Annotated in this window: 18 protein-coding genes; 7 read left to right on the forward strand and 11 right to left on the reverse strand. The window is 67.5% G+C overall.

The annotated features are described in order from the left end of the window. Positions 1 to 84 precede the first annotated feature (84 nt). From AB0J88_RS30770 to AB0J88_RS30785, 4 genes are all read right to left on the reverse strand, one after another. Positions 85 to 501: a hypothetical protein gene (locus AB0J88_RS30770; RefSeq protein WP_364347922.1), complete on the reverse strand. Its 417-nt coding sequence runs from the start codon at positions 499 to 501 to the stop codon at positions 85 to 87. Further along, positions 498 to 1,400 (reverse strand): FtsK/SpoIIIE domain-containing protein, encoded by a 903-nt coding sequence (locus AB0J88_RS30775; protein ID WP_364349331.1) that lies wholly within the window; start codon positions 1,398 to 1,400, stop codon positions 498 to 500. The genes AB0J88_RS30770 and AB0J88_RS30775 overlap by 4 nt, the downstream gene beginning before the upstream one ends. Positions 1,401 to 1,509: 109 nt before the next feature. Then, positions 1,510 to 2,406 (reverse strand): hypothetical protein, encoded by an 897-nt coding sequence (locus AB0J88_RS30780; protein WP_364347924.1) that lies wholly within the window; start codon positions 2,404 to 2,406, stop codon positions 1,510 to 1,512. Positions 2,407 to 2,763: 357 nt separating this feature from the next. Continuing rightward, complete coding sequence (locus AB0J88_RS30785; RefSeq protein ID WP_364347926.1) at positions 2,764 to 3,081, reverse strand: hypothetical protein; 318 nt, start codon at positions 3,079 to 3,081, stop codon at positions 2,764 to 2,766. A 170-nt stretch (positions 3,082 to 3,251) separates the two neighbouring features. Here AB0J88_RS30785 and AB0J88_RS30790 point away from each other — a divergent pair, with 170 nt between their 5' ends. Together AB0J88_RS30790 and AB0J88_RS30795 are read left to right on the forward strand one after the other, a co-directional pair. Continuing rightward, positions 3,252 to 4,010: a DUF5919 domain-containing protein gene (locus tag AB0J88_RS30790; RefSeq protein ID WP_364347929.1), complete on the forward strand. Its 759-nt coding sequence runs from the start codon at positions 3,252 to 3,254 to the stop codon at positions 4,008 to 4,010. Then, a complete protein-coding gene (locus AB0J88_RS30795) occupies positions 3,937 to 4,467 on the forward strand; it encodes an NUDIX domain-containing protein (protein WP_364347932.1) in 531 nt (176 codons plus the stop codon). Before AB0J88_RS30790 ends, AB0J88_RS30795 begins: the two co-directional genes overlap by 74 nt. On the opposite strand, the gene AB0J88_RS30800 is transcribed toward AB0J88_RS30795, so the two are convergent. Then, on the reverse strand, positions 4,417 to 5,016 hold the full coding sequence (locus tag AB0J88_RS30800) for an HD domain-containing protein (protein ID WP_364347935.1): 600 nt from the start codon (positions 5,014 to 5,016) through the stop codon (positions 4,417 to 4,419). The genes AB0J88_RS30795 and AB0J88_RS30800 overlap by 51 nt on opposite strands. Before the next feature lie 861 nt (positions 5,017 to 5,877). Beyond that, complete coding sequence (locus tag AB0J88_RS30805; RefSeq protein ID WP_364347938.1) at positions 5,878 to 6,372, reverse strand: hypothetical protein; 495 nt, start codon at positions 6,370 to 6,372, stop codon at positions 5,878 to 5,880. Between the two features lie 489 nt (positions 6,373 to 6,861). Between AB0J88_RS30805 and AB0J88_RS30810 the strand changes: the two genes are divergently transcribed. Then, the gene (locus AB0J88_RS30810) at positions 6,862 to 7,692 is read left to right on the forward strand and encodes a restriction endonuclease (protein ID WP_364347941.1); all 831 of its coding nucleotides are present in this window, start codon (positions 6,862 to 6,864) and stop codon (positions 7,690 to 7,692) included. Between the two features lie 523 nt (positions 7,693 to 8,215). Here AB0J88_RS30810 and AB0J88_RS30815 read toward each other — a convergent pair. Further along, positions 8,216 to 9,310, reverse strand: coding sequence for a chloride channel protein (locus AB0J88_RS30815; protein ID WP_364347944.1), 1,095 nt, complete (start codon positions 9,308 to 9,310; stop codon positions 8,216 to 8,218). A 550-nt stretch (positions 9,311 to 9,860) separates the two neighbouring features. Between AB0J88_RS30815 and AB0J88_RS30820 the strand changes: the two genes are divergently transcribed. From AB0J88_RS30820 to AB0J88_RS30830, 3 genes are all read left to right on the forward strand, one after another. Continuing rightward, positions 9,861 to 10,652, forward strand: coding sequence for an isocitrate lyase/phosphoenolpyruvate mutase family protein (locus AB0J88_RS30820; protein WP_364347947.1), 792 nt, complete (start codon positions 9,861 to 9,863; stop codon positions 10,650 to 10,652). 62 nt (positions 10,653 to 10,714) lie between these two features. After that, positions 10,715 to 11,254 (forward strand): TetR/AcrR family transcriptional regulator, encoded by a 540-nt coding sequence (locus AB0J88_RS30825; RefSeq protein WP_364347950.1) that lies wholly within the window; start codon positions 10,715 to 10,717, stop codon positions 11,252 to 11,254. 1 nt (position 11,255) lies between these two features. Further along, complete coding sequence (locus AB0J88_RS30830) at positions 11,256 to 13,433, forward strand: MMPL family transporter (protein WP_364347953.1); 2,178 nt, start codon at positions 11,256 to 11,258, stop codon at positions 13,431 to 13,433. A 24-nt stretch (positions 13,434 to 13,457) separates the two neighbouring features. Here AB0J88_RS30830 and AB0J88_RS30835 read toward each other — a convergent pair whose 3' ends face one another. Continuing rightward, positions 13,458 to 13,727 carry a DUF1905 domain-containing protein gene (locus AB0J88_RS30835; protein ID WP_364347956.1) on the reverse strand — a complete coding sequence of 90 codons (270 nt, stop codon included), beginning with the start codon at positions 13,725 to 13,727 and terminating at the stop codon, positions 13,458 to 13,460. Next, a complete protein-coding gene (locus AB0J88_RS30840) occupies positions 13,724 to 14,317 on the reverse strand; it encodes a TetR/AcrR family transcriptional regulator (protein ID WP_364347959.1) in 594 nt (197 codons plus the stop codon). The genes AB0J88_RS30835 and AB0J88_RS30840 overlap by 4 nt, the downstream gene beginning before the upstream one ends. A 339-nt stretch (positions 14,318 to 14,656) precedes the next feature. Between AB0J88_RS30840 and AB0J88_RS30845 the strand changes: the two genes are divergently transcribed. Further along, entirely contained in the window at positions 14,657 to 18,952 is a 4,296-nt protein-coding gene (locus tag AB0J88_RS30845; protein ID WP_364347962.1) for a discoidin domain-containing protein, read from the forward strand. A 52-nt stretch (positions 18,953 to 19,004) separates the two neighbouring features. Here AB0J88_RS30845 and AB0J88_RS30850 read toward each other — a convergent pair whose 3' ends face one another. Then, positions 19,005 to 19,760, reverse strand: a complete 756-nt coding sequence (locus tag AB0J88_RS30850; RefSeq protein WP_364347965.1) for a nuclease-related domain-containing protein — start codon at positions 19,758 to 19,760, stop codon at positions 19,005 to 19,007. Positions 19,761 to 19,862: 102 nt separating this feature from the next. Further along, a complete protein-coding gene (locus AB0J88_RS30855; RefSeq protein ID WP_364347968.1) occupies positions 19,863 to 20,549 on the reverse strand; it encodes a DUF305 domain-containing protein in 687 nt (228 codons plus the stop codon). Between the last annotated feature and the right edge of the window lie 302 nt (positions 20,550 to 20,851).

Raw genomic sequence — 20,851 nt, forward strand, 5'->3', positions numbered from 1 at the left:
AGAAGACGGGATTGGTGGTGTGTGTGGTCGGCAGGACCCGTCAATGCCGGGAAGCGAATGCCGGGTCCTGTCGGCCGTGCCGTGTCAGTGGCGGTGTTCGATGACGGTGATGCACTTGTGGCCACCGGCGACGATGCCGGAGAGGACAACTGCGCCGAGGGCGATGCCGAGCAGCCAGGAGCCGTCGAAGGTGGCGGCGGTGGTGATGGCCCGGTAGGTCAGCCAGCAGGCGGTGACGATGACGGCGATGACGGTGGTGCCGATGCCGGCGAATGCCCAGAGCAGGGCGCGGCGGGTGCGGCGGTCGCGTTCGGCGATGACGGCCTGGCGCTGGACCCAGCGGGCGTAGAGAACGTCGTCGCGCCGGCGGCGGGCTTGCAGCTCGGCAACGGTGTGGCGGACGAGTGCCGCGTGCGGGTCGGTGGTTGCTGTGGGGTCGGGGTAGTAGACGATGCGGGTCGCGGGAACGTCGGTTGTTCCGCGGCGGGTTCGGGTAGTCATGCTGCTTCCTCCGTACGGGTGTGGCCCGGTTGGGCCGTGGTCGGGGTGATGCCGGTAGGCCGGCGGATGCACGCGGCGTAGTCCGCGAGTTGGTAGATCTCTTTGTCGGACAGGTAGGCGACTTTGATCCGCCGGGGGATGCCGCCGTCGGCGAGGAGGAAGGCCTCGCCCGGGTTTTCGGGGCTGATGTCGAGGGCGTTGTAGCCCTGCTCGGCCCAGCCCTGGCCGAGGATGACGTTCGAGCTGCCCACGGTGGTGGAACGGAACGCGGCCCGGTAGCCGAAGACGTCCCGCAGGGTGGTCGGGATGATGTCAAAGGCGGGTCGCTGGGTTGCGGCGACGACAGGCATGCCGCACGCGCGGCCGAGTGCCACTACGGCCAACAGCAGTTCGTCGAACTGCTCCTGTTGCTGTTTGGTCCCCAGCACTTTGGAGAACATGAACAGCTCGTCGATGATGGTGAGGATCACCGACAGGCCGTCGTTGCGGCTGATCTTTCGGCGACGGTTGGCACGTAGCCAGGCGTAGCGGTTGAGGGCCACCGTGAGTAGGCGGCGCAGTACGGACAGGGCTTTGTCGATGTCCGCGTCGACGAACTCGTCGGCGATGTCTTCCCACGGGCCAAGCTCGACGACTTTGGCGTCGAACAGCACGAGGCGGGTGTTCTCGGCTAGTGCGCCGGTCGCGGTGACGTTGTTCAGTAGTACGGATTTGCCTCCGCCGGGCTCACCGGCAACGAGGAGGTTGTGGTAGACGACGTCGAGGTAGACGGGTTCACCGAACTCGTCGATGCCGATAAACATCGGGTCGAACATCGACAGCATCGGGCCGACCGGAACGGACCGAGGCGGCCCGATAGGAGCTTGTGGCCCGACCGGAACCCGATCACCCGACGTCATGTCGGCATGGGTGGACATGGGGTCCTCTCTTCGAGGTGATGTGAAGTGGTGCAGGGTCAGCACGCGCCGACCCTGCGATCGGGCCTCTAGCGCGAGACACGGACCGGCGTCAGATCCAGTCCTCGAGGTTCTCGACCGGGACGCCGTTGGCCGGAACACTCTGCGGTGCCGGCTTGCCGTTGCCGTTCTTCACCGATGTCAAGTTCGCCTTGACGGCAGGCGCTGGTTTGGGCGTGGCTGAGGGGTCCGCCACGTCAGGCAGATCCAGCGCCGTAGGGACGTCCACAGTGGCCCGCTCGGCGGGCTCGAAGTCGTCGGGGACGACCACGGTGAGGTTTGACTTCACCTTGGCGTTGAGAACCGTGCGACGTTTGATGTCCACGCGCAGCAGCGCAGCGGTGCGAGTCGAGGCACGCTCGACCACGACGGCGGAGGCGTGGCAGGCCACGGCCATCTTGTCCAGCCGCGATGTCAGATCGGCGTGGGACAGACCGGGACGTAGGTAGATCCAGACCCGTTCCCCGACCGGGGTCGGTCGGGCTGGGCCGATCAGCGGCAGAGAGCCGGCTTGGTTGGCGATGATGAACTGGGCGAAGCACACCCGCAGCCGGTGGCGGACGATGACGCACCACAGCCAGGCCATCACGTACCGGCGAGCCGGGCCGATGGCAATCGGTGCGGCGATCGTGGCGAGCACGACCAGGCGCACGAGGAGGTTGGTGTGTGTCGCCAGCTGCACCCAGCCGTAGGTCAGGCCGACGACGGCGACGATCTCGAAGGACCACCACCACAGCAGTCGAAGCACCGGCCAGATGCGGACCAGCGACCAGACGACGCCGGCGACCAGCAGGCCAGTCGGGACGCCGAGGAGCATCGCCAGGATCGGGTCCAGATACGAGGAGGCCACCGCGGCCGTCAACGCCCAGACGGTGACCAGAGCCAGCCAGAACGCCACCTTGGCGTTACGGGCCGACGCGCGGTGAACCTTGGCCTCAAGGACCGTCACCGTGCCGCCTCTACGCTTGAGAGGCCGAACAGAGCTAGACTTGGACATGACGAGTCCACCCCTTCCAGGGTTGGGATTTGTCGGCAGACGCGCGGGTCGGGTGATACGGAGTCAGACCGACCCCGCGTTTTTGCTTTGCGGATCAAGCGGCTTAGCCGCGATCGGCAGCGAGGCCGGCAGGCACTAGCACCAGTACCGGCCCCACGCCCTCAGGTGGAACTGCCACACAGGTGGCACAGGCCAGGAACGTACGGAGTCAGAACCGTTCCCGGACCGTCTACGGATCAGCGGGCCATTGGCCGCTGAGGCTCAGCCCAGACACCAGACGGGCTGACACAGCACGATGTGCGAGGAGAACTACTTGCTCGAAGCGCCAGCCAGCGGCTTCAGCGACACGGCACGGAACGCCACGCCGTTACGCCCGTTGGTCGCCCACGGGATGGCCTCCAACATCTCGACCGTGACCAGATCCCCCACCTTCACGTTCGGCACTTCACCAGCCGTCGTGATGGTGATGACCTCGCCACCGTTCTCGTCGAGAACGAAGACCTGGGTGGACCACATGAGCCGGCCCGTTCCCTTGTCCGAGCGCTGATTGCCGTTCTGGTCCTTCTTCGGCTCTGGCTCCTTCGACACCTGAACCTGCTTGGCCTTGGTGTCCACGTACAACTTCACAACAGACCTCCTGAGATCTTGAGCGCGTCCCCAGTGGACGACTGCTCGTTGCGCGACTTGGTCGCATCTCAAGAAGACCGCGCTCAGAGTGACGCTGGTAGGTCTTTCCGGTGACGCTTGGGACGTTTATAGTGGACTAAACGTCCCATCCGATCGATTGGACAGCGCCAATGGCGAACGAACGGCTCCGAGCCGCCATGAACCGTGCCGGCGTTACGATCCCTGAACTAGCGACGTTCACTGAGCACGATTCCAAGACGGTTAGTCGTTGGCTTGGGGGAAGAGTTCCTCACCCGCGAACGCGTTTTAAGATCGCAAAGCGGCTGAAGGAGGATGAGAGCTTTCTCTGGCCCGGCGCAGATCACGCTCGGGTCGAGACGGCAGATTCTGAGGGGCTCGTTCAGTTCTACCCACATCGGTCGAACGTGCCATCGAATCTCTGGGATCGACTTCTGTCCCAGGCAAGTCGCGAAGTATCTGTCTTGGTCTACGTCGGGATGTTCTTGACTGAGAGGCCGCACATGATCAGCGACCTCCGCACGAAGGCGAGAGCGGGAACGAAGATCAGGCTTGCCTTCGGTGACCGCGACAGCTCAGCGGTAATTCAGCGAAGCATCGACGAAGGAATCGGCAAAAACACGATATCAGCGAAAATCGACCAATCTCTCTCGTTCTTTCACATGCTCGCCGATGAGCCAGGGGTAAGTATCCGAATCCACGACACCACCCTATATAACTCGATCTACATCTTCGATAATGACATGATCGTTAATCCGCACGTGTACGGAAAAACCGCCCCTCATGCGCCAGCACTCCACCTCCGACGAGTCACTTCCGACGACGCCTTTACCAGCTATGCCGAGAGCTTCGAGACTGTCTGGACAAGCGCATCACCCGCATTCAAGAAGGACGACCGTGCCAAAGACTGACTACCTGGACGATCCCAGTGCGCCTCGCGCAAACAGCCTCGTCGTTGCCGTGACGGCAGCGGTGCGAGATGACCTCAACCGAATCTTGTTGCTCCGGCGCTCAGATAATGGACTGTGGGCTCTTCCTGGTGGAGCGCAAGAAATTGGAGAGTCGACGGCGGAGGCCGCCGTTCGGGAGGTCCAGGAGGAGACGGGGCTGACTGTAGAGATCCAGGGAATTTCCGGGATCTACTCCAACCCGAACCACGTCATTGCCTACGACAATGGTGAAGTCCGGCAAGAATTCTCTATCTGCTTCCATGCCGTGCCAGTTGGCGGTTCCCTAACGACCAGCCCGGAATCCACGGAATTTGCTTGGGTGTCTCTGGACTCCCTCGACGCATTACCAATGCAGGACTCCATGCGCCTACGAGCCGTCCATGGCATCCAACGGCGAACGGAGCCCTACATCGGGTAGGTGACGCGGAGCGGCAGAAACTCTGCGTTCCGTACGAGATATCGCACTGACCAACTGAGGTTCGGCTTCAACGATGAAGCGGCCGACGATGCTATCCAGGCCGTACCGTGCCTTGATCTCTTCGATCCGGTCCGTATGACGTGTCGGCTCCCCGGCGGGTGTCGTTGTGAGGTCGCAGGTCCATAATGCGTCACGTACCGGCGTCGCCTCATCCACGTAGGCGGACAGGTCGGTTTCCAGGTTCCTCAAGCGCGCCTCGATAACCGCGCACGAATGATGCGCGACCAGATGAACGAGACGCTCTGGAGCATCAATCGATTGCAGGAACCTTGCACCATCGAGTGGATGAAATCCGGTAGTCGCTAGGTCAGGTGCATAACCTACGTCGTGTAGAACCGCCGCAGCCTCAAGCAATCCAGCGTCAGACCCCACAATTGACGCGAAGGACTTCGCCTTTCGAGCTACCCCCTGAACATGCAACCACCGAACCGGCAGCGTATCTGCCAGCCTCTCCTCGGAGACGGCGTAAGCCCACTCAACAAGCGACACAGCTAAGACCCTAGCGGTCTGACGCGGAAACCCGCTATCGCGTACTGGACGCGCAATCCAAGGCAACGTCACCTGGGCGTGAGCTCTCGCCAGGGGTCGTCGACGGCGGCCATGAGCTGCTCGGCAAGTCGGACGGCGGATTCCTCGTCGTCGGCGGGGTAGAACCGACTGGTTCCCTCCGGGCCTCCAACTCGTGCCTCCACCTGGCAAGGCAAGGTGTGCACGAAGACGTCTCGACGGAGCCCCGTCGCGCTCCAAGTCCCGTTCCACCAGTGTCGCCCCATGGACCGATCGTAGAACGTATGTTCGACGGACGCAGGCGGATCGACCGACCGGCTGCCGACGTGTGCAAACTTTCTGTACATCTTCAAGGCGGCCCGAAACGGGCCGCTCGCGCCGCCGCCAGGGCGCGCACCCGCCGCTTAGCTGTCGCACGCGGCGGGCACGCCAACGCCCGCGGCTGGCGCGATGGTGCGGAGTCGGGACCGCCGAAAAGACAGTGCTGGTGTCGGCTTCGAGCTAGGGGCCGGCAGCCGTCCGTGGCGCGCGGCCTGGTCGCCGCGCGCCGTGCGTCGGCGAGCTGCGGGGCCGCGTGGGGTCGCGGTTACTGCGCCTCCGGCGGGGGCCTCGGGCTCCGGGGCGGGAGGTCCATTGGGGGCGATGGGCCGTGGGTGGTTGCTCAGCCGCCCGCCTGCCGTCGACCCGGGCAAACCGAGCAGACCCCCGCCCGGCGCGCCAGCCGCCGCCCGAATGTCAAGGTCCGCTTGACGTGGCCCGCCGGGCGGCGCCCCGCTCCACCAGAGGTGCGGGTCGACGGCAGACGGGAGGGCCAACGAAATGGGTACGTGATCCAGCAAAGCGCTACCTGGTCGCCAGAATGATTAGGACGACAGCCGCCAGGAAGACGAGCGCTAGGACCTGACAAACCCATCCTGCGCGCAAGTAACGTTCCTTGGCTTTGTTGCTTTTCCTGAGACTTTCAATCATTCGGATTCGGGCATCTGCTACTTCTTTTAAAGCTAATGCCTCGTCATCCGACCAGCGGTCATTCAGCATAAGTCTCAAGGGTGCGATATCCGGAACGCCATACAGCCTATTCCAACCCGCGTTTATGCCTGCAAGAGCCGCGAAGGAGAAAGCGCCCAACGCAAGAATCAGCAGCGGAAGCGCTTGCCGGGGAAGCGAAGAGTCAATTCCCTTCCCCACAAACGCCCCCACGGCCGCAAGAATCGTGACGAGGCTCCCCGAGGTGGTGACCAAAGACGCTGCACGTGTGTCGATGGCCGACTTGCGCTCTCGTTCAGCCTTTAGTTCGACTTCGATAAAATCCGCGTAAACGTCAGTCTGCGCCGCCACAGTCGGAATCCGTCAATCAGGCTTCGGGCCAGTTCGCCGGCGCGGCCCCTTGCTGTTTCTCACGTCGACCGTAGTTATGAAGCCAGTCGGCGTGGTCGAGACCGGAGGGGGCGCAGGAGGTGGCGGCGGCGGTGGCGGTGGCGGGGCCGAGCTCGCCGGCGGGGTGTCGGCCATAGGTTTTACCTCCTAATATGATCTTCACATTCCGGCGAGAACTCTAGCCTCAGTCGGGAGCGGTCGAAACCGCAGGGTGGGAACCGACGAGTACCACTCGATTGCAGCAACCACCGAGCGGCGTGATCTTTCACCGCCGGCCTCCGGGTCGAAGCCAACTAGCAAGATCCCGAGCCGTCGCCACAACGCCAGGAAGGCAAGCGGTGCGGGGGACTACCCGCAAACTGATCATTAGCCTCCGCAAAATTCGCAGGTCGGGCGCGTGACGGGCATGGATGAGTAGACCGAGGCGCTCGATTCAGTACCGTGACATCCATGTCAGAAGCGAGTGGGCGAGTCCCAGACGACGTCCCGATTGTGCGGCCGGTCCCTGACGAGGTCTCGATTGCGCGGCCGGCGCCCAAGAACATTTCGTTCGACAACCTTGATCCGACAGACTTCGAGGAGTTCTGCCACGACCTCTTGATCGATCTTGGTTTTGTGAACGTCGACTGGCGCAAAGGAACTCCTAAGCGGGCAAGCCCGTCAGACCGTGGTCGTGATCTCGTCGCCCAGCGCGAGTTGGCAGACGTTGACGGTCACAGTCGGCTCGAAACCTGGTTCGTTGACTGCAAGCACTACAAGACCGGAGTTTCCCTGGAGCCGCTTCAGAACCTGCTGGCCTGGGCCGAGGCGGAACGACCTGACGTCGCGCTCGTGATCGCCTCGGGCTATTTGTCCAACGGGGCCAAGGATGGACTCGGTGACTACGAGCGCAACCGCAGGCCACCGTTTCGTATCCGTCATTGGGAGCGCCCGACGCTGGCGAGGATGCTCAGCGACCACCCCGGGCTCATGGACAGCCATGAGATCTTCATCCAAGGAATGCGTACATCAGCGGAGATCCTCGAAGCAGAACAAGAATTCTTCGATAAAATTTGGTACGTCCGGAGCCTGATCCGTGATGAGAAGATCGAAGACAGTCGACGCGACGACGTGTCGCCCGAATTACGCGCGACGATCATGACCGCTCGCACGCGTATCGAGACGAAGTATGGCAAGGACAAGGTCGGCCCATGGGACGACTGGCATTGGGGCTACGTCCATGGTCACCTCTCGGCCCTTCGATGGGTCCTCGGTGAAGACTTCGACTTCCTCGATACATAGCCGTAGCTTTGGCAGCTAGCGTCGCCTTGGTTCTCTAGATCCTCCTACGTGGTGGGCGAGCTGCTGAGTGACTAACTGAGTGAGCATTGACCGCTGGCGCTGGTCGGTCGGTAGCTGCTGACAGCAACCGTGACAGCAACCGCCCCAGATGATCACGGCCGCAGCGCCACGCTGCCGGACGAGATCCCGAGGTCGCAACCACGTACAGACGCCGCCGGACTGACCGCCCAGAACTTACAAGCGAGGGGTCGCAGGTTCGAACCCTGCCGCGCCCACAAAAGGCCACCTAGATCCTGTCCGCTTCGCGGTCAGGATCTAGGTGGCCTTTTGTCATTCCGATACCGGGGGCGACCCCCGGACGCCCCACGGCTCGGCGTCGTAGTCGTGCAGAAACCACGATGCTGCCACGGCGGCCCGAGTCTGAGGGTTGGCGATCCGCCGCAACGGGTGCGCTGGTTGGAATCCTGCCCTCGGTTCGAGCCTGTCCGGAACTCGAGTGCTGGCGCAGCTGAGTGCGGACCGCTCAGGCGGCTGACCTCGTGCTGTCTGTACGCGCCCTCTTCCGGCTGGCCAGGAAGTATTTCGCACTCTCCATTGTGAGGTACGCGGTGATCACGGCGATGAGAACGGGCGCGGTTTGCAGCGCACCTACCTCGGTGAGGAACGCGGCGGTGAGGACCATCGCGAACGGGGCCGCCGCCAGCGCACCCGGAACGGCTGCGAGCAGGCAGGCGAACGCCAGCCCCAGCGGCACACCGGGGATGACCTGATGGACGATGACCCCCGCCGTCCCGCCGATGAACAGGGACGGAAAGATCGGACCGCCCACGAAACCGCTGCCTTGGCTGACGCCAAAGGTGAGCATCTTCGCGATGAGCGTGGCGCTGATGACGCCGATGCCGAGAGTCGCCTCGTGGCTCAGCACCGTCTTGAGTTGGTCGGCACCGCTGAACATGGACAGCGGTAGGGCCACGCCGACGACCCCGAAGATCACTCCGCCGATCACCGACTTGGCGATGTCCGGGACCTTCAGCCGGTCGAACACCCGTGCGGCCCCCAGCGTGAAAGCCACCAGCACGATCACTACCAGGGCCCCGAACAGGCCGAGCGGGATCCCGGCGAGCAGTTGCCAGCTCTTGAAGTCGAACTGCGGCACCTCGTAGTTGCCCAGGAAGACGGCACTGGCGATGGCGAAGTAGATTCCGAAAGAGACGCTCGCCGCCACGATCTGTGCGGCCAGGGCCGTGGTGAACCGCTTGCCTCCGGGGCGGGCGACCTCCATGATCAGCATGACGACGATCACTGGGCTCGAGAACAGTCCGCCGTACGCGCCCGCGAAGCCCGCCAGGGTGTTCACTTGCCCGTCCTCTGCCTTGAACTTTCTCCGAACAGCGACCCAGCTGCCCAAGCCGCCACCCATCGCACCCAGCGCCTTCTCCGGTCCGAGGCTGGCCCCGCCGACCAGCGACACCGCGGAGACGGCTGCGATCCCGGGCACCAGCCGCGCGTCCACGTGCTCGGTCTGCAGGTCCGCGAACAAACCGGGGGTCTTCCAGGGCAGGCCGGTCAGGCGGCGTGCCAAGCCGACCGCCGCACCCGCTGCCGCGCCGACCGCCACCCACCACCAACGTCCTCCGAGCCAGCCGGGGTCGGAGTCGCTGTACCACCTACCTCCGAGCGTGATGATCCCGACGAAGCCAAGGGCGGTGAACGCGCCGGACACCCCTAGGAGGATGGCCCAGGCCAGCAGAGCCCAGAACTCCCGTTTGCGGGTGACCGGCGGTGAATCGCTCTGCTCGGGGCTTCTCGTCACAATGGAGACCGCGCATGAGCGAAACCTGAGTCCAGGCATCCGCCGCCCGGTCGCGGCGACCGGCCCGGACAACACTCATTCACGGCCACCAGCTCCCACGCAAACAGGTAGAAATAGGCCTTTATCCTACCGATCATTCAGAAGCGACGCCGGTCTCCCGGCGACAGCGGATCCGCCGCCTGCGAGCGGTAGTTGGGCGCTCAGCCTGCGCGACTCACCACCCGAATCGACCGTCTCACCCACGGCATCCGGGCCCGATCCGTCCCGTGACCGCCGGTTCGAGAGCAGCCGGCTCGAGCGATTCGCGTCTGATTTCCGCCAGACCAGGGCCGCCCGTGGCGGGTTCGCTGGGCGCATGACGAACTCGCACGATGAACTGGTCCGCTTCTTCGACTCCCTGCACCGCGGCGCGAAGCCGTTGGTGTTGCCGAACGCCTGGGATGCCGGTAGCGCTCGGTTGATCGAGGACGCAGGTGCCGAGGCCATCGCCACCACCAGCGCCGGCGTTGCCTGGGCGGCCGTCGCGGCCGCTGACGACGGATCCATCGGTCGGCAGCGGGTCGTCGAGCTTGTCGCTCGCGTGGTCGCTGCCGTTCGTGTCCCGGTGACTGCTGACATCGAGGACGGCTACGACGATCTCGCGAGCACGATCCGGGGCGTGATGGACGCCGGCGCCGTCGGGGTCAACCTGGAGGACGGCGAGCTGTCGCACCCCGAGCGGATCGAGACAGCGCGCCGCGCGGCCGGGCGCGGGCTGTTCCTCAACGCGCGCATCGACACCTATCTCCGCCAGCTCGGCGATCCCGCCACCCGACTTCAGGAGACGCTCGACCGCGCCGCCGCCTACGTCGCCGCCGGGGCGGACGGCGTCTTCGTGCCCGGTGTGACCGACCCCGAGACCATCGCCGCCCTGGCGAAGGAGCTCGACGCACCGCTCAACGTCATGGCCGGGCCCGGCGCGCCCTCCGTCGACGAGCTCCGAGGCCTGGGCGTCGCTCGGGTCAGTGTCGGTCCCGCGATCACCCTCGCCGCGTACGCCGCGGTGCAGAAGGCCGCCCGCGAGCTGCTCACCGACGGCACCTACCACTCCCTCGGCACCGGCTTCGCGGAGATCGACCAGCTGATGGGCCGTCACTCACACGTGTGACCTGAGCCACCAACCTGACCGCTCGGTCAGAACCTGACCGAGCGGTCAGGGAGAATGCGTCTGTGGTTCGCATCCGGACGCGTGACGAGATCCTGCGGGTCGCCGCGGAGCTGTTTACCCGGTACGGCTTCAAGGGCACTTCGCTGCACGACATCGCCGCTGAGGTGGGGTGTTCCAAGGCGACCCTGCTCTACCACTTCGCGCACAAGGACGCGATTCTGCTCGCTCTTGTCGAGCCTGCGCGGCAGTCCCTGATCGATCTTGTCGCCCGCCTGGCCGGCATCGACGACAAGGGAGTGAGAGACGCCGCCATCGGGGGGTTCATCGACCTCGTGCTGCGCTACCGCCGCGAGGTCGCGCTCATCTACGACGTCACTCCGCAATTTCTCCAGGAGCCGGCGTTCGTACGCGTGCGCGAGCTGACCGACGCCCTCGTGGCCGGGTTCGCCGGTCGCTCGGCCGACCCCGACGACCAGACCGCGGCCAAGGTCCTGCTGGCCGGCATCGCCGCCGTGGTCATCGACGACAAGCGCGACGAGGTGGAGCTCCGGCCGGCGTTGGTCGCGGTCGCCCGTCGTGCGCTCATCCCCGGGAAGGACTGACATGGCTACCTTGCTCTACCGGCTGGGTCGCGCCTCGTACCGCCGCCGCAGGCTGGTCGTCGTGCTCTGGCTTGTGCTGCTGGCGGCACTCGGCGGTGCCGCGCTCGCCTTCAAGGGGCCGACGTCGAGCAACTTCACCATGCCGGGCACCGAGTCGCAGCGCGCGATCGACTCGCTGCGGCAGGAGTTCCCGGAGGGGGCCGGGGCGGTCGGGTTGATCGTCGTCGCCGCGCCGGAGGGGCGCACGCTGACCGACGGGCCGCTCACCCAGGCCGTCCACGAGGTGGTGGAGGAAGCCGAAGCGCTGCCCGGCGTGGTCGGGGCGGTCGACCCCTTCCAGAGCAAGGCCATTTCCGAGGACACGCGGTACGCGCTCATCCAGGTCCAGTTCGCGGGCCGCGCCGACGAGCTCACCGAGGCACAGCGCAGCGCGTACGAGGAGACCGGCGCGGCCGCCGAGCAGGCCGGGCTGCGGGTCGGGCACGGCGGCGAGGTGATGAACTCTCCGCCTGAGGTCGGTGGCACCGAGGCGATCGGTGTGGCCATCGCCCTGGTCGTACTCCTGGTGACCTTCGGCTCGCTCGTCGCCGCCGGCATGACGATGCTCAACGCGCTCATCGGGGTCGGTGCCGGCATGGCCGGGCTCTTCGCCCTGAGCAGCGTGGTCGAGCTGACCAGTGTCACCCCCGTGCTGGCGCTGATGCTCGGGCTCGCGGTCGGCATCGACTACTCGTTGTTCATCACCTCCCGGCACCGCCAGCACCTCAGTGAGGGGGTCGATCCTGAGGAGGCGGCGGCCCGCGCGGTCGGCACCGCCGGGTCGGCGGTCGTCTTCGCCGGCATCACCGTGGTCATCGCGCTGGCCGGCCTGGCCATCGTCGGCATTCCGTTCCTGAGCGCGATGGGTCTGGCCGCGGCCGGCACCGTCGCGGTGGCCGTGCTGGTCGCGATCACCCTGCTGCCCGCGCTGCTCGGGTTCGCCGGCCTGAAGGTCCTGCCGCGCAAGCAGCGGGGCGCGGCGCCGCAGCAGCACAAGGAGGGCTTCGGCTTCCGGTGGGCGCGGCTGGTGCGGCGTGGCCGCATTCCGGTGATCCTGGTCGGCATCCTCGGCCTCGGGGCGCTGACCCTGCCCGCCGCCGACATGCGGCTCGCCCTGCCGGACGCCGGCGCCGGACCGGAGGGCACCCCGGCCCGCGTCGCGGCCGACCTGGTCTCCGAGGGCTTCGGGCCGGGCTTCAACGGCCGGATCACGCTCGTCGTCTCCAGCGACTCGCCGGAGCAGACCGCCGCGGCGGTGCAGCAGGTCGGTCCGGCGCTGGAGGGTACGCCCAACCTGGTCGCCGTCACCCCGCCCACGACGAGCGGTGACCAGCGGACGGCGCTGCTCGGCATCATCCCGAAGGAAGGGCCGACCGCGGCGAGCACCGAGACGCTGGTGCACGACGTGCGGGCCAAGACCCACGGCCTCGGCGGCGCCGACGTCGCGGTGACCGGGCAGACGGCGGTGGGCGTCGACGTGTCGGAGAAGCTGGCCGACGCGCTGCCGATCTACCTGCTGATCGTCGTCGGCCTGTCGGTGCTGCTGCTGATGCTGGTCTTCCGGTCGATCCTGGTGCCGGTCAAGGCCGCGCTCGGCTTCCTGCTCACGGTCGGCGCCACGTTCGGCATCACGGTCTGGACCTTCCAGGAGGGGCACCTGGCCGACCTGCTCGGCATCGGTACGCCAGGCCCGCTGATCAGCTTCCTGCCGATCCTGCTGGTGGGCATTCTCTTCGGACTCGCGATGGACTACGAGGTCTTCCTGGTGTCCCGGATGCGCGAGGACCACGTGCACGGCGCCGACGCGCAGCACGCGACGATCTCGGGCATGGGCCACGGCGCCCGGGTCGTGACGGCGGCCGCCCTGATCATGATCAGTGTGTTCGCCGGCTTCGTGCTGATCGACGACCCGATCATCAAGTCGATCGGGTTCGCGCTGGCGCTCGGTGTCGCCATCGACGCGTTCGTCGTCCGGATGACCATCGTCCCGGCCGTGATGTCACTGCTGGGCCGGGCGGCGTGGTGGCTGCCGCGCTGGCTCGACCGGGCGCTACCGAACGTCGACATCGAGGGCGAGAAGCTCCGCGCGGAGCTTGCCCCGTCCGAGGAGCGCGAGCCGGTGGGCGCCGGCCACCGCTGACCGATCGGACAGCTCGGGCGGGGGTCAGCGGCGCGCCGTCAGGTGCACCGTGACCTCCGCTCCGGCGTCCTTGCCGACCGTCTTCTTCAGGGCCGCCCGCACCGGCAGCCAGTGCGGGCCCTGGCCCGACGGCATCAGGGTCGCGTCGAACGGGTGGCCGTCGATCGTGCCGCTGACCTTCACGGCCTTGCGGGTGCCGAGGAGCTCGTGCGAGCCCGGCAGCTCGATGTAGGTCGGGAAGGCGCCGTCGACCCGGATCGGGGCCGTGAACGTCGCGTCGAGCCGATCGGTCATGTGGTTCCTCCAGAGGTCAGGCCTTCGATGACGGTGTCGACCACATAGGACGCCAGGGCGTCCACCGTGGCCGCGTCGTGGTGGCGCATCGGGCCGCGGGTGGTCAGGTCCGCGAAGCCGTGCACGGTCGACCAGCACGCCCACTCGGCGTGGGTGCGGCGCGACGCCGGCAGCCCGCCCGAGGCCACCAGCGCGTCGAGGGCGTCGAGCAACAGCTGGAACGGCGCGGGGAACGAGCCGTTCGCCACGGGTGGGCCGTCGTCGCGCGTCAGGATGGCCAGCTCGAACCAGCCGCGTTCCGTGCGCGCGAAACGGATGTAGCCGAGGCCGACCGCGCGCAGCCGGTCCAGAGCCGACGCGGACGGCGCGATCCGCGCCCGCATCGCGTCGGCCAGCAGGTCCTGTGCCTCCAGCGCCACGGCGAGCACCAACGCCCGGCGGTCGGCGAAGTGCCGGTACGCGGCGTTGGGCGAGACGCCGACGGCCCGGGTCAGGTCCCGCATCGCCAACGCGGCAGCCCCTCCGGTCCGTGCCACCCGCAGGCCCTCCGCGATCAGCGCGGCCCGGAGGTCACCGTGGTGGTAAGACACCCTGGAAGGGTCCACGACTGTGGTGTACGGTGTCAACATTGCTCGTGTGGACATCGTCCACACCGGAGCGGCGGAGCGGCCGCGCGGATCGGGGCGACCGGGGAGACCGGCCAGGCCGGTTAGGAACGCCCGCACGGGGGCGGTCCGCGCGACTCCGCCCACCGTCTTTTGCCTCAGGCCAAGCATCGATTGCCATCCACGTGTTGACGGTTTCCGTAGCACGTCGGTAACCTGACGCCCAACTTGCCGCAAGATTGCGACAGAGTCATGAAAACTCCGTCGTGCACCTCTGGAATTTTCGCGCAGCGCACCCCCGTCCCCACTGCGAAAAGGACAGCGATGAGACGCACCCGAATCCTGGCCGCCGCGCTCGCGGCGGCCCTCGTCACCGTGGGTTGGCAGGTGCCGGCCGCCGCGGTCGGCGGCCCCAACCTCGCGCTCGGCAAGACCGCCTCGGCCAGCTCGACCAACGGCGGCTTCGGCGCCGGCAACCTCAACGACGGCAACGCCGGCAGCTACTGGGAGAGCTCCGGCGCCCTGCCGCAGTGGGCCCAGATCGACCTCGGCGCCAGCACCAGCATCGACCAGGTCGTGCTCAAGCTGCCCAGCGGCTGGGGCGCGCGCAACCAGACGGTGACCCTGCAGGGCAGCACCAACGGCACCTCGTTCAGCACCCTCGCCGGCGCGCAGAGCTACGCGTTCAACGGCAACCCCGTGACGATCACCTTCGCCGCGACCAGCACGCGGTACGTGCGCGCGAGCATCTCCGCCAACACCGGCTGGGGCGCGGCGCAACTGTCCGAGCTGGAGGTGTACGGAGCCGGCGGCACCGGCACGGGCAACCTCGCGCAGGGCAGGGCGACTGCCGAGAGCGGGCACGCCGACGTCTACGGCTCCGGCAACGTCGTCGACGGCAACCAGGGCACCTACTGGGAGAGCACCAACAACTCCTTCCCCGAGTGGGTGCAGGTCGACCTCGGCTCGGCCCAGACCGTCAACCGGGTCGTGCTCAAGCTCCCGACGAGCGGCTGGGGCACCCGCACCCAGACGCTGAGCGTGCAGGGCAGCACCAACGGCACGTCGTTCAGCGACCTGGCCGGCTCGCAGACCTACACGTTCAACCCGGCGGTGGCCGGCAACTCGGTCACCGTCACCTTCAACCAAGCCACCACGCGGTACGTGCGGATCAACGTCACCGCGAACAGCGCGTGGCCGGCCGGCCAGCTCTCCGAGGTCGAGGTCTACGGCCCGGGCGGCACCACGCCGGACACGACCGCGCCGAGCGTGCCGGGCACGCTCTCGTACACCGTGTCGGGCACGACCATCACCCTGAACTGGGGCGCCTCCACCGACACCGGCGGCAGCGGACTGGCGGGCTACAACGTCTACCGCGACGGCACCCAGATCGCGACGACCGGCACAGGCACGTCGTACCAGGACAGCCAGCCGGCGACGGCCACGGTGTCCTACTACGTGCGGGCGCGGGACAACGCCGGCAACCTGTCCGGCAACAGCAACACGGTCACCCGCACGGGCACGCAGCCCGGCGACACGACCCCGCCGAGTGTGCCGGGCACGCTCTCCCACAGCACGAACGGGACCACGATCACCCTGAGCTGGGGCGCCTCCACCGACACCGGCGGCAGCGGCCTGGCCGGCTACAACGTCTACCGCAACGGCACCCAGATCGCGACGGCCGGCACCGCGACGTCCTACCAGGACAGCCAGCCGGCCACCGCGACGGTGTCCTACTACGTGCGGGCGCGGGACAACGCCGGCAACCTGTCGGGCAACAGCAACACCGTGACACGCACCGGCACCCAGCCGCCCGGCTGCACCAACGTGGCCGCCGGAAAGTCGATGACCGCGACCGGCTCGACCTTCACGTTCACCCCGGAGAAGGCCAACGACGGTCAGCTCGGCACCTACTGGGAGGGTGGCGGCGGCTACCCGCAGGACCTGACCGTGGCCCTCGGCGCCAACCACGGCATCACCGGCGTCAACGTCAAGCTCAACCCGGACGCAGCCTGGGGCACCCGTACCCAGACGATCCAGGTCCTCGGTCGTGACCAGGGCGGCTCGACGTTCACCAGCCTGGTGCCGGCGACCGCGTACCAGTTCGTCCAGGGCAACAACGTCGTCGCGATCCCCGTCTCGGCGACCGCCGCGGACGTGCGGCTGCGGTTCACCTCCAACACCGGCGCCCCGTCGGGCCAGGTGGCGGAGCTCGAGGTCTGCGGCACCCCGGCACCCAACCCGGACCTGGTGGTCGACTCGGTGAGCTGGAGTCCGGCGTCGCCGAACGAGAGCAGCGCGATCACCCTGTCGGCGACGGTGCGCAACGCGGGCACCGCGGCGGCCGGCGCGACCACCCTCAACTTCAGCCTCGGCGGCCTGGTCGTCGGCTCGGCCACCGTCGGCGGGCTCGCTGCCGGCGCGTCCCAGACCGTCACCTTCAACGCGGGCACCCGCTCACAGGGCAGCTACGCGGTGACAGCGGTGGTCGACCCGAGCAACACGATCATCGAGCAGAACGACGCCAACAACAGCGCCACGGCGTCGTCGCAGCTCGTCGTCGCCCAGGCGCCGGGGCCGGACCTCCAGGTCACCGGCATCACCACCAACCCGTCGAACCCGGCGGTCGGCGCGGCCGTGTCGTTCACCGTCAGCGTCAACAACCGCGGCACGACCACCGCGGCCGCGTCGGTGACCCGGCTGACCGTGGGGTCGACGACGCTCAACACCAACACCGGCACGATCGCCTCCGGCGCGACCGCGACCGTGGCCGTCAGCGGCACCTGGACCGCGACCAGCGGCGGAGCGACCATCACGGCCACCGCCGACGCGACCAACGTCGTGGCGGAGACCAACGAGAGCAACAACACCCGCACGCAGGCCATCGTGGTCGGTCGCGGCGCCGCGGTGCCGTTCACCTCGTACGAGGCCGAGAGCGGGCAGTACACCGGCACGCTGGTCGAGGCCGACGCGCTGCGGACGTTCGGGCACACCAACTTCGGCACCGAGTCGTCGGGGCGCAAGTCGGTGCGGCTGTCCGGCCAGGGCCAGTACGTGCAGTTCACCTCGACCGTGCCGACCAACTCGATCGTGGTGCGCAACTCGATCCCGGACTCCGCGAGCGGCGGCGGGACAACCGCGACGATCAGCCTCTACGCCAACGACCAGTTCGTGCAGAAGCTGACGCTCTCGTCGCGCAACAGCTGGCTCTACGGGCTGACCGACGACACCGAGGGCCTGTCGAACACGCCGCAGTCCAATGCTCGCCGGCTCTTCGACGAGTCGCAGGCGCTGCTGGCGTCCTCGTACCCGGCGGGCACGCGTTTCAAGTTGCAGCGGGACTCCGGTGACGACGCGGCCTTCTACTACATCGACCTGATCGACCTCGAACAGGTCGCGCCGCCGCTCAGCCAGCCGGCCGGGTGCACGTCGATCACCTCCTACGGCGCGGTGCCGAACGACAACGTCGACGACTCGGCCGCGATCCAGCGGGCGGTCACCGACGACGAGAACGGCGTCATCTCCTGCGTCTGGATCCCGGCCGGCCAGTGGCGGCAGGAGCAGAAGATCCTGTCGCCGGATCCGACCCGCAACGGCTACAACCAGAAGGGCATCCGCAACGCCGTCATCCGCGGCGCCGGCATGTGGCACACGAAGCTCTACACGAACACCGAGCCGCAGAACGTGCAGGGCAACATCAACCACCCGCACGAGGGCAACGTCGGCTTCGACATCGACGACAACACGCAGATCTCCGACCTGGCCATCTTCGGGATGACCACCAACCGGAACACCCGCGGGCACGGCATCAACGGCCGGCTGGGCAAGAACACGAAGATCAGCAACGTGTGGATCGAGCACGTCAACGTCGGTGCCTGGGTCGGCCGCGACTACTCGGACACGCCGGCGTACTGGAACCCGGGCGACGGTCTGCAGTTCTCCGGGATGCGCATTCGCGACACCTACGCCGACGGCATCAACTTCGCCAACAGCACCCGCAACTCGACGGTGTTCAACTCCTCGTTCCGCACCACGGGAGACGACTCGCTGGCCGTCTGGTCGAGCACCTACGTCAAGGACCAGTCGGTCGACGTCGGACACGACAACCACTTCACGAACAACACGATCGCCCTGCCGTGGCGCGCGAACGGCATCGCGGTCTACGGAGGCTACGGCAACACCATCGAGAACAACCTGGTGTACGACACGATGAACTATCCCGGCATCATGCTGGCGACCGACCACTCGCCGATCCCGTTCAGCGGCACGACGACGATCGCCAACAACGGCCTCTACCGCACGGGCGGGGCGTTCTGGGGCGAGGCGCAGGAGTTCGGCGCGATCACGCTCTTCGCACCGAGCACCGGCATACCGGGGGTGGTCATCCGGGACACGGAGATCGTGGACTCGACGTACGACGGCATCCAGTTCAAGACGGGCGGTGGTCGGATCACGGCCACGATCACCAACGTACGCATCGACAAGTCCAACAACGGCGCGGGCATCCTCGCGATGAGCGGCGCCCAGGGCAGCGCGACGCTGTCCAACGTGACGATCACCAACTCGGCGGACGGCGACATCGTCCGGCAACCGGGCACCCAGTTCGTCATCACGCAGTAGCAAGGGGCACGGTGCTCCCCGGTGGTTCCACTACCGGGGAGCACCGCCGTGTTCAGGCTCGGCGGTGGCGGCGGCGCTGATGGAAGTGGTGGTCCCGGCGGACGAGGTCGGCGACCTCGCAGGCGGCCAGTGGCGCCGCGTAGCGCGCGAGTGCGTCGAGCAGGTGGTGCGGGTGGGTGCCGACGAGGCTGACCGTCGGGTCCTGGCAGTGGCCGAGCCGGGCCTGCTCGTGGGTGAGCACGACGGCCGTGCGCACCGGCACGTCGTGGCGATTGCGGCGCAGCCAGGCCGCGAGGTCGTCGGCGATGTCGTTGACGCGGCGCGGCATCGCGCGCCCGGCGCGGTCGACCGCCCGCCCGGTCTCGACGCTGTGCCCGCGGGCGTCGAGCTTCTCCCACCACCACTGGTCGCCGACGGCGTGCAGGCGGATCCGGCGCCGCTCGACCTCCACCGTCCAGATGCCCTGCGGCCCGACCAGCACGTGGTCGGTCCCGCCGCGGCGGTTGCGGTAGCCGCGCAGCATCACCCAGTCGTCGGGCAGCACGCCGAGGGCGGCGGTCAGCGGGTCTTCGCCCAGCACGCCGGTCGCGCGGGCCGGGGGGCGATCGCCGGTCAGCAGCACCTCCTGCCAGTCGGCGCGGGCCTCGGCGGGGGGAGCCGGGTCGCGGGCCGGCGGTGCGTCGAGCAGCCGGCGCCACAGCGACCGCGCGGTCCGGACCCGTGCCCACAACTGCCGCGCGGCCATCGAGGTGCTGGGCAGCCAGGGCTCGCACGGCGCGGTGTGGTCGGAGAGCATCTCGACCCGCATGGCCCCCGCGCCCCTTCCGCATCGACGAATCGACCTACTCCTATCACGTTGGGTACTCAGATCGCTACCCAAAGCGACGAAGTGATGAGGAAGTGGGACGTTTCAGCCCGCGCGGGCGGCCAGCATGTCGCGCATCCGGCGTACCTCGATGGACTGGTCGGCGTTGACCTCGCGGGCGACCCGGTCGGCTGCGGACTCGACACCGCCACCGTCGCGGTAGAGCTGACCGACCATCGTGATCGCACCCTCGTGGTGGCGGATCATCAGCTCGAGGAACCGCTTGTCGAAGGCCGGGCCGTTGGTCGCGGCGAGCGCGGTCAGGTCCGTGGCGTCGAGCATGCCGGGCATCAGGCCGCCGTGGCCGACGTGGTTCGCGTGCGGCTCGGGCAGCGGCTCGCCGCGATCGACCAGCCACTGCTGGAGCTGGGCGATCTCGTCCTTCTGCGACACCTCGATCCGCTTGGCGAGCTGCGGGACGTCGGTGCTCGGGCTACGTCCGGCGACCAACGCGGTCAGCTCCAGCGCCTGCAGGTGGTGCGTGACCATCTTGCGCATGAATTCGGCGTCGGCCGGCGAGTGCGGCGGCGCGGACAGGCGCGTGAGCTCGTCGGGGGAGAGGGTGCGGGAGTCCTGACCGGGCGCGCCTGGCTGGACCACCCGACCGGGCGACGGCGGGGTGTGCGCGGCGGGCGACCCGTCGCGGTTGGCCGCCACCGAGATCCCGACAGCGCCCGCGATCAGCGCGGCGGCGACCAGCGACACGATTACAGCACGGCGGTTGACCTGCATGGACCTTCGTCATCTCCGATTCGCGCGAGCGGTCGCGGCTGCGCCGGACCGCCCGCGACGTGTGTTTCCGCTGCGCCTACCGAAAGCGAGCGTTCGTTCTTTGACGTTCGTGACCGGCGGGGCGGGCCGGAAAGCGAGCGTTCGTTCTTTGACGTTCGTGACCGGCGGGGGCGCGCCGGAAAGCGAGCGTTCGTTCTCTGGCGCCCGCGTCCGGCACGCCGCGCAGAAAAGCGAGCGTTCGTTCATTCCAGACAGGGAACCAGATGCACGGTGTGGCGTCGACAGTGTGGTGTCGACAGGGC

Origin of the sequence: Asanoa sp. NPDC049475, from assembly GCF_040676915.1 — a bacterium.
Classification (GTDB): domain Bacteria; phylum Actinomycetota; class Actinomycetes; order Mycobacteriales; family Micromonosporaceae; genus Asanoa.